This window comes from Actinomadura sp. ATCC 39365, from assembly GCF_054392275.1.
The window spans coordinates 609446-621885 of sequence record NZ_CP184335.1 but is presented as its reverse complement, the minus strand read 5'-3'; the positions used below and the strand labels follow the sequence as shown (position 1 = coordinate 621885).

Here is a 12440-nt window from a genome sequence, read left to right as displayed (position 1 = left end):
ATTTGTGTCGATTGAGGTGACTTTTCATCGCGCGTGGAGCGTGCCAGGTCGGGCGGAAAGGGACTGCCATGCGCTCGTCCACGCTTTTCCGTCGCATCAACCGTCACCCTGTTCAGCCGCACGCCGCACGCCCGCTCACCAAGCCGGTGCGTGAGATCTGCGTGCCTCCTGTCGACTCCATCGTCGAATTCGGCGCCTACATCCAGGGCAAGAAGGTCTGCGCCCCGGGCATCGTCGAGTCCCTCGAACTCGTCCGTGAGCACAACAAGAACGCCGACGGCGCGAACGCGTTCGTCTGGGTCGGCCTGCACGAGCCCGAGGCGCCCGAGGTGGAGTGGTTGTCCGAGGTCTTCGGGCTGCACCCGCTGGCCGTCGAGGACGCGGTCAAGGCCCACCAGCGTCCCAAGGTGGAGCGCTACGGCGAGTCGCTGTTCATGGTGCTGAAGACGGTCGCCTACCTCGACCACGACGAGCTGACGGCCAACAGCGAGATCATCGCCACCGGCGAGATCATGGTGTTCCTCGGGGTCGACTTCGTGGTCACCGTGCGCCACGGCGAGCACTGCCCGCTCACCCTGGTCCGCGAGCGCCTTGAGGACAAGCCCAAGCTGATGAACCGCGGCCCGGCCGGCGTGCTGCACGCCATCGCCGACCACGTCGTCGACCAGTACCTCCAGGTGGCCGACCTGATGCAGCTGGAGCTCGAAGAGGTCGAGGCGACCGTCTTCGCCGACGTCAGCTCCCGCGACATCAACCGGATCTACCAGCTCAAGCGGGAGATGCTGGAGATGAAGCGGGCCGTGACCCCGCTGCAGTCGCCGCTGTCGGCGCTGCCGCAGCGCCGCGTCATCCCCTCGGAGATGCGCGAGTACTTCCGCGACGTCGGCGACCACCTGTCCCGCGTGTGCGAGCAGGTCGAGTCCTCCAACGAACTGTGCAGCTCGATCCTGCAGGCCGCCCTGGCCCGCTCGAACGCCCTGGCCAACGAGGACATGCGCAAGATCTCGTCGTGGGTCGCCATCCTGGCCGTGCCGACGATGATCGCCGGCATCTACGGCATGAACTTCGACTTCATGCCCGAGACCAAGCAGGTCTGGGGTTATCCGGCGGTGCTGGCCGTAATGATCACCGCCTGTGTGCTGCTGCACCGCGGCTTCCGCCGCAACGGCTGGCTCTGAGCGGCGCTCAGACGCTCACGGGCTTGAGCGGCGCTCAAACGCTCACGGGCTTGAGCGGCGCTCAGACGCTCACGGGCTTGAGCGGCCGAACGCCCTCCGGCAGATCGAGGCCGCGCTCGCGCCACAACTCCCGCATGCGGTCGGGGTAGTCGGTCACGATCCCGGCCACGCCGAGGTCGATCATGCGGTCGGCCAGGGCCTGGTCGTTGACCGTCCAGACCGCCACGTCGAGGCCCGCCGCGGCCGCCTGGGCCATCAGCTTCTCGTCGACCATCACGTGCTCGGGCGAGAGCGTGGTGGCCCCGGCCTCGCGCGCGGCGGCCGGGATGTCGTCGCCCAGCCCGCCCTCGTGCCAGTGGAGCGTGTCGAGCTCGATCAGCGCGAACCGCCCGGCCGCCGGCGCGAGCCGGGCCGCGTGCCTGATGACGCGCCAGTCGAAGCTGAGGACGGCGGCGTTGCCCAGCCTGCCGTGCCGGTCGAGCTCCTCGACCACCAGCTCGGTGAACATCTCCGGGTCGGCCGTCAGCTCGGGCCTGGTCGGGTCGGACTTCAGCTCGACGTGCAGCCGTACGTGCTCGGCCTCGTAGGCGTTGACCAGCCCGAGCACCGCGCCGAGCGTGGGCATCCTGGTCTCCGGCATGGCGACCTGGGTGAGCGCGAACGGGTCGTCGAGGTGGCGCGGCAGGCGTACGCCCACGTCGAGCGTGCGCAGCTGGGCGAGGCTGAGCGCGTTGATCGGCTTGCCCACGTACGGGAAGAGCGGATCGCCCTGCCGCAGCGGCCGGCGGTCGGCGCTGGTGACGGCCGAGACCGTGAGGTCGTGCGTGAGCACGAGGCGGCGATCGGCGGTGAGGGCGACGTCGAGCTCAAGCGCGTGGACGCCCAGCTCCATCGTGCGGCTCAGCCCTGGCAGGGTGTTCTCCGGCCACAGGCCCCGCGCTCCTCGGTGACCATGAATCTCAACGCGCACACCGGGGACCCTACCCGGCGCGAGGCCCGCTGAGGCAGTGCCACGCCGTGTCCTTTTTATCCTGCTACGCCCGGTCGGAGGCGAAGGCGGCCAAGAGGACCCTCCGCCCGCTTATTGCACGATAAATGCAACTACCTTGCAATAAGCTGGAGCTCATGACGGAGGTTCTCAAACATGCCCATTCAGCAACAGTCCGGGCATGGGTGGACGGCTGGGTGATCTCCCGCAACGCCCCGCGGCCCGTACCCGAACCGTGGGGCCTCAGAGTGGACGTCGGCCTTCCCGGCCACGTGGCGCGGCACGTCGTCCCCACCCCTACCGCGGAGATCCTGGACCACCTGACCGGCACCCTCACCGTCCCCGGCACCTGGCTCAAGCTCTGCGCCCCCGCCGAGGCGGTCGCCCCCTCCCTGCCCCCGCGGTGGTCCGTGCAGGAGCAGGAGTACATGATGACCACCGCGTCCCTGGCCCGCACCACCCCGAAGGCCCCTCCGGGCTACACCCTGGCGATCACCACCCGGGCGGGGGTGACCGTGGCCCGGCTGCTCACGGCCGCGGGCGAGGTCGCGGCGCGCGGCCAGTTCGCCGTCGCGGACCGCGCCGCCGTGATCGACCAGGTGGAGACGGCCGCCGAACACCGGCGGCGCGGCCTCGGCACGGTGGTCATGGCCGCGCTCGCCGCCGCCGCCGTCTCCCGGGGCGCCCGCACGGGCATCCTGGTCGCCACCGCCGCCGGCCAGGCCCTGTACGAGACCCTGGGCTGGACCCTGCACACCCCGATGACCGCCGCCGTCCTCACCGCCGAGGGCCCGGCGGGCGGGGAACCCGCCGGCCGGCCGTAGGCCCCGCGACACACCGCGACACACCGCGACACACCGCGACACACCGCGACACACCGCGACACACGAGGGGCCCGGCGCGTTCCCGCGCCGGGCCCCTCGTCACGTGCCGGTCAGACCAGCGACCGCACCACCACGGTCTGGTCGCGGCCGGGGCCGACGCCGATCGCCGAGATGGGCGCCCCGCTCATCTCCTCCAGCGCCCGCACGTACGACTGCGCGTTCGGCGGCAGGTCCTCGAACGACTTGGCGTGCGAGATGTCCTCCTGCCAGCCCGGCAGCTCCTCGTAGACCGGGACCGCGTGGTGGAAGTCGGTCTGGGTCATCGGGATCTCGTCGAACCGCACGCCGTCGACCTCGTACGCCACGCACACCGGGATGCGCTCGAGCCCGGACAGGATGTCGAGCTTGGTGAGGAAGTAGTCGGTGACCCCGTTGATCCGGGTCGCGTAGCGGGCGATCACCGCGTCGAACCAGCCGCAGCGACGGTCGCGGCCGGTGGTGACGCCGTACTCGCCGCCGGTCCTGCGCAGCCACTCGCCCGTCTCGTCGGTCAGCTCGGTCGGGAACGGCCCCGAGCCCACGCGGGTCGTGTACGCCTTCAGGATCCCGATGATCTTCGTGAGCCGGTTCGGCGGGATGCCCGCCCCGGCGCACGCGCCCCCGGACGTCGGCGAGGAGGAGGTGACGAACGGGTACGTGCCGTGGTCGATGTCCAGCAGCGTGCCCTGGCCGCCCTCCAGCAGCACGAACTTGCCCTCGTCCAGCGCCTTGGAGAGCACCAGCGAGGTGTCGGCGATGTGCGGCTTGAGCCGTTCGGCGTAGGCCAGGTACTCCTCCAGCACGGCGACCGGGTCGATGCCGCGCCGGTTGTAGACCTTGGTCAGCACCTGGTTCTTCTCGGTCAGGGCGACCTCGATCTTCTTGGCCAGGATGCCCGGGTCGAGCAGGTCCTGGACCCGCACGCCCATCCGGGCGATCTTGTCGCCGTACGCGGGGCCGATGCCGCGCCCGGTGGTGCCGATCTTGGCCTTGCCCAGATAGCGCTCGGTGACCTTGTCCAGCGCCTTGTGGTGCGGCATGATCAGGTGCGCGTTGGAGGAGATCAGCAGGCGTTCGGCGGAGATGCCCCGCGCGGCCAGCCCGTCGATCTCGCTCAGCAGCACCCCCGGGTCGATCACCACACCGTTGCCGATCACCGGTACGACGTCCGGCGACAGGATCCCCGTCGGCAGAAGATGCAGAGCGTATTTCTGGTCACCGATGACGACGGTGTGTCCCGCGTTGTTGCCACCCTGATAACGGACGACGTAGTCGACGTCGCCACCGAGCAGGTCGGTGGCCTTGCCCTTGCCCTCATCGCCCCACTGGGCCCCAACGAGAACGGCAGCCGGCATTGTTCAGTCTCCCGAGCACAAAACGAAACCCCTGGCGCAAGTGCGACAGGGGCTCTTGCGTAGAGAGACTACCCGAGTCTGCCCATTCGTCCCAAGGCGCGTGGGTCCAATGCGGGCCCAACGCGCTGCTAACCCTTGGTCAGCGCCTCATATCCGGTCTCGGTGCTGTCCTTGAGGAACTGCAGGCAACGCTCGGCCTCGTCCTTCTCGCCGATGGACTGCGCCGCCCTGGACAGGGCGTGCAGGCAGCGCAGGAAGCCGCGGTTGGGCTCGTGCTCCCACGGGATGGGACCGTGGCCCTTCCAGCCGCTCCTGCGCAGCTGGTCGAGGCCGCGATGGTAGCCCGTGCGGGCGAAGGCGTAGGAGGTGACGGCATGGCCCTGCGCGAAGTACTCCTCCGCGAGCGCGGCCCAGGCCGCCGGGTGGGCGGGGAAGCGGGCGGCCACGTCGGCGGCCTTGGCCCCGGATTCCAGCGCCTCCCTGGCCTCGGGCAGGTCCGGCAGGTGAGTCGGGGGCGGCCCGGCGAGAAGGTTATCCATAGGACAAGTCATACCCGCCGTGCCGCCCAAGTGGCTAGGAGATCTTCGTCCCACTGCTCTTGAGGTTGTGGCAGGCCTCCGCCACACGGGCCGCCATGCCGGTCTCGGCGCTCTTGCCATAGGCGCGCGGGTCGTAGGCCTTCTTGTTGCCGACCTCGCCGTCGACCTTCAGCACGCCGTCGTAGTTGCGGAACATGTGGTCGGCGATCGGCCTGGTGAAGGCGTACTGGGTGTCGGTGTCGACGTTCATCTTCACCACGCCGTAGGAGATGGCCTCGTGGATCTCCTCCAGCAGCGAGCCGGAGCCGCCGTGGAAGACCAGGTCGAACGGCTTGTCCTTGCCGTACTTGGCCCCGACCGCGTCCTGGATCTCCTTCAGCACGCTCGGCCGCAGCTTCACGTGGCCCGGCTTGTAGACGCCGTGCACGTTGCCGAACGTGGCGGCCAGCATGTAGCGGCCCCGGTCGCCGACGCCGACGGCCTCGGCCGTGGCCAGCGCGTCTTCGGCGGTGGTGTAGAGCTTCTCGTTGATCTCGCCGACGACGCCGTCCTCCTCGCCGCCGACGACGCCGATCTCCATCTCCATGATGATCCGGGCGCGGGCGCACTTGTCCAGGAGCTCCTTGGCGATCTCCAGGTTCTCCTCCAGCGGCACGGCCGAGCCGTCCCACATGTGCGACTGGAAGAGCGGGTCGAGGCCCTTGGACACCCGCTCCAGCGAGATGTCGATCAGCGGCCGCATGTAGCCGTCGAGCTTGTCCTTCGGGCAGTGGTCGGTGTGCAGCGCCACCGTGACCGGGTACTTGGCGGCCACCACCCGTGCGTACTCGGCCAGCGCGGTCGCGCCCGTCACCATGTCCTTGACCGTCGTGCCGGAGAGGAACTCGGCGCCGCCGGTGGACACCTGCACGATGCCGTCGCTCTCGGCCTCGGCGAACCCGCGCAGCGCGGCGTTCAAGGTCTGAGAAGAGGTCACGTTGATCGCCGGATAGGCGAACCCGCCCGCTTTGGCACGGTCGAGCATCTCGGCGTAGACCTCTGGAGTCGCGATGGGCATGAGTCATCTCCCTGAGAAGTACGGCTTCGCGCCTGCCCAGTATCCCGGCTCCCAACCACAACTGGTAGTGACAACGCGAGCCGGATGGCCACATCCGATTCGCTCGGCTCCAGGTAGGCTCACGGGGTGGACTGGCTCTGGAATCTCCTCGACCCGACGTGGTGGCTCACCATCCTCGGCGCCTTCGCCACCATCGGCGTCCTGGCGATCATCTTCGCCGAGACGGGTCTGCTGCTCGGCTTCTTCCTGCCGGGCGACTCGCTGCTGGTGGCGGCGGGGATCTTCAGTTCCGCGTCGCTGGTCGTGGGCGAGGCGCCGCCGATCTCCTTCCCCGTCCTGGTGATCGGCACACCGTTGTGTGCCATCGCGGGCGCCCAGCTCGGCCACTTCCTGGGTGCCCGGTTCGGCAGGAAGATGTTCGACCGGCCCGACTCGCGGCTGTTCAAGCGCGAACACGTCATACGCGCCGAGGAGTTCTTCCAGAAGTTCGGCCCGGCCAGGGCGGTCGTGCTGGCGCGGTTCGTGCCGATCGTCCGCACGTTCATGAACCCGGTGGCCGGCGTCCTGGAGATGCCCGCCAGGCGCTTCTTCCTGTGGAACGTCATCGGCGGTGTGGTCTGGGTCGAGGGCCTGGTGCTGCTCGGCTACTTCCTCGGCAGCAAGGTCGATCCCAAGCAGATCGACAAGTACATCCTGCCGGGCGTGTTCATCATCGTCTTCATCTCGCTGATCCCGATCATCGTCGAGGTCGTCAAGAAGCGCCGCGAGCGCAAGCGGCTGCCGCTGCCCAACGGCAAGCACCACCGCGCGCCCTCCAGCAGCGACCCCCAGCACTGACCTCCGGCACTGACCCCGGGGGCCCTGGGTTACCACCGGGTACAGTGCCCCCTGTGGGACGCCACAGGTCAGATCCGATGGGAATCGCCCGATCAGCCCTCGTCGTCCTCGCGGTGGGGGCCGTGGTGACGCTGGTGGTCGTCGGCGTGCGCGCCCTGATCGACTCGTTCGGCTCGCAGCCGGAGCGGCCGGCGTCCACGGCAGCGTCCACGACAGCGCTCACGGCCATGCCCACGGGCACCGGGGCCGTGCGGGCGAGCGAGGGCAGGGTGCCGACCGTGCGCATCGAGTGCGTGGCCGAGGTCTGCCCCACCGTGACCGTCCGCGTCCCCGGCGGGGACGTGCTGCAACATCGCGAGATGAGCAGGGGTGAAGAGGTCAGCTACTTCGAGCCGGAGCTCGACGTCGTGCTCGGCGACGCGGGCACCGTCCGCGTCACCGAGAACGGCAGCCCGCGCGCCCCCGGCGGGCAGGGCGCGAGGGCGGCCTTCACAGTCCGAGGTCCTGGAGGCTGAAGGCGGTGCGGTAGTCGAGCCCCTCCTCCGCCATCCGCGCGCCCGCGCCCCGGTCGACGATCGTGGCCACGGCCACCACCTCGGCGCCCGCCTCCCGCAGCGCCTCGACGGCGGTCAGCGGCGATCCGCCGGTCGTCGAGGTGTCCTCCACGGCCAGCACCCGTCGGCCCTTCACCTCGGGCCCCTCGATCCGGCGCTGCATGCCGTGCGACTTCTGCGTCTTGCGCACCACGAACGCGTCGAGCGTGCGCCCGCGCGCCGCCGCGGCGTGCAGCATCGCGCAGGCCACCGGGTCGGCCCCCATCGTGAGCCCGCCGACGGCGTCGAAGTCGAGATCGTCGGTCAGGTCGAGCATCACCTTGCCGACGAGCGGCGCGGCCACCCCGTCGAGCGTGATCCGCCGCAGGTCGAGGTAGAAGTCGGCCTCCTTGCCCGAGGAGAGCGTGACCTTGCCGTGGACGACGGCCTTGCGCTTGATCTCGGCCAGCAGGTTGTCGCGGTCTGTCATGCGCCCAAGCTTAGGGTCCCAGGCTCAGCGTCCTGATGAGAGCCAGGGCCTGCGCGTGCGCGCGGGGGAGCCGCCGCACCCGGACGCGGGCGTGGCGGCCGTGCAGGATCTCCGTGGCGCGCAGGTCGGCGACCTTGCCGGGCAGCCGATCGTCCTCCCTGGTCACCGCGGCGACGCGGGTGGGCGCGAGCAGTGCCAGTGTCTCCTCGCCGGTGAACGCCCTGCGCAGCGCCGTGGCCAGGTTGAGCGCCGCCGCCAGCCGCTCGGCCAGCTCCGCGATCTGCCCGTACGGCTCGGCCACCACCAGCAGGTGCCCGCCCGCGACCGCCCCCGGTAGAGCTCGCCCAACCTGGTACGCAGGTAGGCCACCGTGGCCAGGCCGGTCAGCGGGTCCTCGCACTGCAGGTCGCTCATGGGCGCGAAGCTCTGTTCGGCCCACCCGGCCGCGTACGCCCGTACCAGGGGGAACGTCGGCTCCCCCCGATCGGTGACGGCGAACAGCGCCGCCAGGTCGCCCAGCCCCTCGTTGATCCCCACCCCCGCCCCCGCGCGTGCCGCGCCCAGCTCCTCGCAGGCGCGCGGCAGGTCGCCGCCGTCCGTCGCGGCCCTGATCGCGTACGCCACCGCCGGGGTCCACCAGTCGTCGGCCAGCGACCAGCCCTCCGCCATGCTCCGGCCGCGCCAGCGCGACAGCACGTCCTCGTCCATGCGTCCTCCCGTGGTCCTCAGAGGTAAAGACGGCGCTTCGGTTTAGTCATGACGGAGAATGCGGAATGATTGCGCGGGGCAACCCGCTGTAATCGTGAGGTCACAATGAGTGTGGAATCGCCGCTAAGCGATGCGGACCTGCTGAAGGAGGTCCGGGCCGGCGTCGCGACCGCGTACGGACGGCTCTACGAGCGTCACGTGGCCGCGGCGCGCGCGCTGGCCAGACAGCTCGTCAGGGGCGAGTCCGAGGTCGAGGACGTCGTGGCCGAGTCGTTCACGAAGATCCTCGACCTGGTGGGCAGGGGTGGCGGCCCGGAGTCGGGGTTCCGCACGTACCTGCTGACCGTCGTGCGCCGCACCGTCTACGACCGCAGCCGGGTCGAGAGCCGCCAGGTGACCACCGGCGAGATCGAGCGCTACGACGCGGGCGTGCCCTTCGTCGATCCCGCGCTCGTCGGCCTTGAGCGGTCGATGATCTCGCGCGCGTTCCTGTCGCTGCCCGAGCGGTGGCGGGCGGTGCTCTGGCACACCGAGGTGGAGAAGTGCAAGCCCGCCGAGGTCGCGCCGCTGCTCGGCCTGTCGGCCAACGGGGTGGCGGCGCTGGCCTACCGGGCGCGCGAGGGGCTGCGGCAGGCGTACCTGCAGATGCACCTGCGCGCGGCGCCGCAGCACGAGTGTCGTCCCGTGCTCGGCAAGATGGGCGCCTACGTCAGGGGCGGCCTGGCCAGGCGCGACTCGCGCGCGGTCGACGACCACGTGAACGACTGCGAGGAATGCCACGGCGTCCTGCTCGAACTGACCGACGTCAACCGCGGCCTGCGCGTCATCGTCGGCCCGCTGATCGCCGGCCCGGTGTTCAGCGGCTACGCCGCGGCGCTGGCCAAGGCGGGCGCGGCCGGCGGCGGAGCGGGCTGGCTCCTGCGGCTGTTCGGCTGGTTGCGACGGGCGCCCTCGCGGCAGCAGGTCGTGGCGGCGGGCGGCGTCGCGGTCGCGTCCGCGGCGGTGGCGGCGTTCGTGCTGGTGTCCGGGGAGTCGCCGGTGGCCGAGCGGCCGGTGGCCACGCCCACGCCGCTGGCCCAGCCCCCGGTGTCGGTGCGGCCGGTGCCGCTGCCCGTGGCGAGCGAGCCGCCGGCGCGCGTCCCGCCGCCGCGGAAGGAGCCGCGGGGCAGGCCGCGGCTGCGCGCCACGATCGGCGCGCTCGGCGCCCTCGTACGCGCCCAGCCCGGCATCGTCGGCATGCGCCTGCGCAACGACGGCGACGGCCCGAGCGGCGAGCTGGCCGCGACCGTCGAGCTGCCGCCCGGCGTGACGCTCCTGCCGCCGGCCAGGCGCGGGCACGGCGTGGCGCTCCTCGATCCCGTGGGCACGGTCGACGGCTGGTCCTGCCGGCAGGCCGGCCAGGGCGCCCGGTGCGCCAGGCAGCCGCTGGCCGCGGGGCACGGCACGGCGGTGTTCCTGCGCGTGCTGGTGTCGGAGCTGGCCCCGGAGGGCGCCGGGCCGGCCGTGCGCGTCGACGCCGACGACCTCCACGTCAACGCGCGGGCCGCGCAGGGCGTGCGCACGGTGGGGGCGTCGGCCCGGTTCGCCACCGAGGGCAGGGTGGCCGTCCGGGCGATCGGCAACACGCTGCTGAGCTGTCCCGAGGAGCACGACGGTTGCGCCGAGGCCAGGCGCCGCCAGGGCGACCAGCGCGACAACGACCTGTGGCCGATGACCCCGCTCGACCAGGACTCCAGCCCGGCCACCACCGCGTCCAGCGCGGCCCGGCTCACCCTGCCCAAGGACAGCAGGGTCGTGTGGGCCGGGCTCTACTGGTCGGCGAGCGGCGCGGCGGCGGGGCCCGTCAAGGTCAGGGCGCCGGGCCGGCGCACGTACGTGTCGGTCCTTCCCGACCACGTCACGGCCCTCGACATGCCGCTCGGCCCGGCCTACCAGGCGTTCGCCGACGTCACCGCGCTGGCCGGGCAGGCGCGGCCGGGCGGCCTGTGGTGGGCGGCCGACGCGCCGATGGCGGAGGGGGCCTCCAGCCACGCCGGGTGGAGCCTGGTGGTGGTCGTGGCCGGGCCGCGGGAGCCGTACAGCCAGGCCGTGGTGCTCGACACGGCGACCGTGATCGGCGGCGCGGCCAGGAAGGTGCGCATGCCGCTCGGCGGCCTGAACCCGGCCGCCGCGCCGGCCCGGGCCGAGCTGGTGACCTGGGAGGGCGACGCCGATCTCCAGGGCGACAAGGTCTCGCTCGGCACCGGCGCGATCGTCCCCGACGGCGGCGACCGTGAGCGCGCCAACGTCTTCGACGGCTCCGCCAACGGTGCCAGGGGGATGACCTTCGGCGTCGACGTCGACACGGTCGACGCCGAGCTGGGCCGCGATCCGGCGCTGACGATCGTGACCGACAAGGACGTCGTGCTCTTCGGCGCGGCCGCGCTGACCGTCAGGGGACGCTCATGACCGCAAACAGGACGAACTGGTACGGTCTGCCTAAATGGTCTGGCTGGACGGCGGCCCGCGGTCGAATCGTCGGGATTCACCCTCGCGCGATCACCTGCTTTCATTACCCTGAAAGAGGGCCGCCGAGTCCGGTCTCTGACGGTGCAGAGCCAGCAAGGTCGGACCACCAGGAAAGGGGCGGTGTCAGTGGATCGCTGTGCGCTGTTCGTGGACGCCGGCTATCTGCTGGCAGACGGAGCGATGGCCGTGCACGGCACTCGCCATCGAGAGGCCGTCGCCTGGGACTATCCCGGGCTCCTCCAGCTGATGACCAACCTGTCGCGCGAACGCACGGGCCTGCCGCTGCTGCGGTGCTACTGGTACGAGGCGACCGTCGAGGGCCGCCGCACCCCGGAGCACGACGCGCTGGCCGACATCCCGGGCCTCAAGCTCAGGCTCTCGCGCATCCGGCCGGGCCGCCGCGAGGGCGTCGACGCCCAGGTCCATCGCGACCTCATGACCCTCGCCCGCAACAACGCCATCTGCGACGCCGTCGTCGTCAGCGGCGACGAAGACCTCGCCCAGGTGGTGTGCGACGCCCAGGATCTCGGCATCAGGGTCACCGTCATCCACATCGCCGCCGACGGCGGGTGGGCCGTGTCCCGGTCGCTGCGGCAGGAGTCCGACGACCTGGTCGAGCTGGGCAGCGCCCACCTGCGGCCCTACGTCACGATGGTGAGCGGCGTCACCGAGTCCGCCAACGGCCACCACCAGCCGCTCAGCAACGGGCACGCCGCCCACTCGCTGCCGCCCGCACCGCCGGCCGCGCCCCCGGTGACCCCGACGGCCTCGCTGCCGCCGGCGCCGTCCTCGGGCAGCCACGCGGCCGGGCAGTCCTCCGGGAGCCACGCGGCGCCCTCCTCCGGCCAGCCGTCCGCCAACGGGCAGACGTCCTCGGGCGGGCGGTCGGCCACGCCGCCGGTGTTGCCCTCGTACTCGGGGTACCAGGAGCAGCCGCCGTCGATCCCGCCGTCCGTGCCGCCGTCCGCGCCGGCGACGGGGCCGCTGCAGCAGCCGCAGTCCGCCTCGCCGAGCACCGGGCAGTTCGCCACGCCGTCCTCGGGGGGCACGTACCAGCAGGCGCAGCTCGGGCCGTACACCGGGCCGCAGGCCGCGCCCGTCTCCCCGCCACCCGCCGCCACCGCCGGGGCCACCACGCTGGCCGACGCCGTGAAGGCCGCCCATCGCGAAGGGCACGACTTCGGCGAGTCCGTGGCCCGCGACGCGCCCGCGCTGTGGCTGGAGGCGGTGCTCGCCCGCAAGCCCCGCATGCCCTCCGACCTGGAGGCCCGCCTCCTGCAGGGGTCCTCGCTGCCGATCGACTTCCTCCTGCACGACGAGGTCCGCCACGCTCTGCGCCGCGGCTTCTGGGACGCCCTCGAACGCGCCCGCCACTGACCCTCCC

At 71.6% G+C, this 12440-nt stretch carries 13 protein-coding genes; 6 read left to right on the top strand and 7 right to left on the bottom strand.

Going from position 1 to position 12440, the window contains the following annotated elements; translation table 11 throughout:
* The first annotated feature begins 161 nt into the window (after nucleotides 1-161).
* The gene (gene corA, locus ACNF49_RS03380) at nucleotides 162-1178 is read left to right on the top strand and encodes a magnesium/cobalt transporter CorA (protein WP_357966001.1); all 1017 of its coding nucleotides are present in this window, start codon (nucleotides 162-164) and stop codon (nucleotides 1176-1178) included.
* Between the two features lie 61 nt (nucleotides 1179-1239).
* Here corA and ACNF49_RS03375 read toward each other — a convergent pair whose 3' ends face one another.
* Complete coding sequence (locus tag ACNF49_RS03375; protein WP_482942766.1) at nucleotides 1240-2148, bottom strand: glycerophosphodiester phosphodiesterase family protein; 909 nt, start codon at nucleotides 2146-2148, stop codon at nucleotides 1240-1242.
* A 155-nt stretch (nucleotides 2149-2303) separates the two neighbouring features.
* Between ACNF49_RS03375 and ACNF49_RS03370 the strand changes: the two genes are divergently transcribed.
* Complete coding sequence (locus ACNF49_RS03370; protein WP_482942765.1) at nucleotides 2304-2990, top strand: GNAT family N-acetyltransferase; 687 nt, start codon at nucleotides 2304-2306, stop codon at nucleotides 2988-2990.
* A gap of 110 nt (nucleotides 2991-3100) precedes the next feature.
* Here ACNF49_RS03370 and ACNF49_RS03365 read toward each other — a convergent pair whose 3' ends face one another.
* The 3 genes from ACNF49_RS03365 to fbaA form a co-directional block, all read right to left on the bottom strand.
* Nucleotides 3101-4384, bottom strand: coding sequence for an adenylosuccinate synthase (locus ACNF49_RS03365; protein WP_357966008.1), 1284 nt, complete (start codon nucleotides 4382-4384; stop codon nucleotides 3101-3103).
* Between the two features lie 128 nt (nucleotides 4385-4512).
* The gene (locus tag ACNF49_RS03360; protein ID WP_357966011.1) at nucleotides 4513-4923 is read right to left on the bottom strand and encodes a DUF3151 domain-containing protein; all 411 of its coding nucleotides are present in this window, start codon (nucleotides 4921-4923) and stop codon (nucleotides 4513-4515) included.
* 34 nt (nucleotides 4924-4957) lie between these two features.
* A complete protein-coding gene (gene fbaA, locus ACNF49_RS03355) occupies nucleotides 4958-5980 on the bottom strand; it encodes a class II fructose-bisphosphate aldolase (RefSeq protein ID WP_352357541.1) in 1023 nt (340 codons plus the stop codon).
* A 126-nt stretch (nucleotides 5981-6106) separates the two neighbouring features.
* Here fbaA and ACNF49_RS03350 point away from each other — a divergent pair, with 126 nt between their 5' ends.
* A complete protein-coding gene (locus ACNF49_RS03350; RefSeq protein ID WP_482942764.1) occupies nucleotides 6107-6817 on the top strand; it encodes a DedA family protein in 711 nt (236 codons plus the stop codon).
* Nucleotides 6818-6894: 77 nt separating this feature from the next.
* Complete coding sequence (locus ACNF49_RS03345) at nucleotides 6895-7332, top strand: hypothetical protein (protein WP_482942763.1); 438 nt, start codon at nucleotides 6895-6897, stop codon at nucleotides 7330-7332.
* Here ACNF49_RS03345 and pyrE read toward each other — a convergent pair.
* Genes pyrE through ACNF49_RS03330 form a run of 3 tightly spaced genes read right to left on the bottom strand, consistent with a single transcriptional unit; the run spans nucleotide 7307 to nucleotide 8548 of the window.
* Nucleotides 7307-7840, bottom strand: coding sequence for an orotate phosphoribosyltransferase (gene pyrE, locus ACNF49_RS03340; protein ID WP_357966018.1), 534 nt, complete (start codon nucleotides 7838-7840; stop codon nucleotides 7307-7309). The genes ACNF49_RS03345 and pyrE overlap by 26 nt on opposite strands.
* Before the next feature lie 10 nt (nucleotides 7841-7850).
* Nucleotides 7851-8006, bottom strand: coding sequence for a hypothetical protein (locus tag ACNF49_RS03335; RefSeq protein WP_482942762.1), 156 nt, complete (start codon nucleotides 8004-8006; stop codon nucleotides 7851-7853).
* Entirely contained in the window at nucleotides 8003-8548 is a 546-nt protein-coding gene (locus tag ACNF49_RS03330; RefSeq protein ID WP_482942761.1) for a hypothetical protein, read from the bottom strand. Before ACNF49_RS03330 ends, ACNF49_RS03335 begins: the two co-directional genes overlap by 4 nt.
* A gap of 111 nt (nucleotides 8549-8659) precedes the next feature.
* Here ACNF49_RS03330 and ACNF49_RS03325 point away from each other — a divergent pair, with 111 nt between their 5' ends.
* Nucleotides 8660-10996 (top strand): sigma-70 family RNA polymerase sigma factor, encoded by a 2337-nt coding sequence (locus tag ACNF49_RS03325; RefSeq protein ID WP_482942760.1) that lies wholly within the window; start codon nucleotides 8660-8662, stop codon nucleotides 10994-10996.
* Nucleotides 10997-11182: 186 nt separating this feature from the next.
* On the top strand, nucleotides 11183-12433 hold the full coding sequence (locus tag ACNF49_RS03320; protein WP_482942759.1) for an NYN domain-containing protein: 1251 nt from the start codon (nucleotides 11183-11185) through the stop codon (nucleotides 12431-12433).
* Nucleotides 12434-12440: the final 7 nt, after the last annotated feature.

Bases quoted from the DNA above. Each gene is read 5' to 3' on its own strand.
- ACNF49_RS03370 (WP_482942765.1), top strand. From the start codon at position 2,304: ATGACGGAGGTTCTCAAACATGCCCATTCAGCAACAGTCCGGGCATGG.
- ACNF49_RS03365 (WP_357966008.1), bottom strand. From the start codon at position 4,384: ATGCCGGCTGCCGTTCTCGTTGGGGCCCAGTGGGGCGATGAGGGCAAG.
- ACNF49_RS03360 (WP_357966011.1), bottom strand. From the start codon at position 4,923: ATGGATAACCTTCTCGCCGGGCCGCCCCCGACTCACCTGCCGGACCTG.
- fbaA (WP_352357541.1), bottom strand. From the start codon at position 5,980: ATGCCCATCGCGACTCCAGAGGTCTACGCCGAGATGCTCGACCGTGCC.
- ACNF49_RS03345 (WP_482942763.1), top strand. From the start codon at position 6,895: ATGGGAATCGCCCGATCAGCCCTCGTCGTCCTCGCGGTGGGGGCCGTG.
- pyrE (WP_357966018.1), bottom strand. From the start codon at position 7,840: ATGACAGACCGCGACAACCTGCTGGCCGAGATCAAGCGCAAGGCCGTC.
- ACNF49_RS03330 (WP_482942761.1), bottom strand. From the start codon at position 8,548: ATGGACGAGGACGTGCTGTCGCGCTGGCGCGGCCGGAGCATGGCGGAG.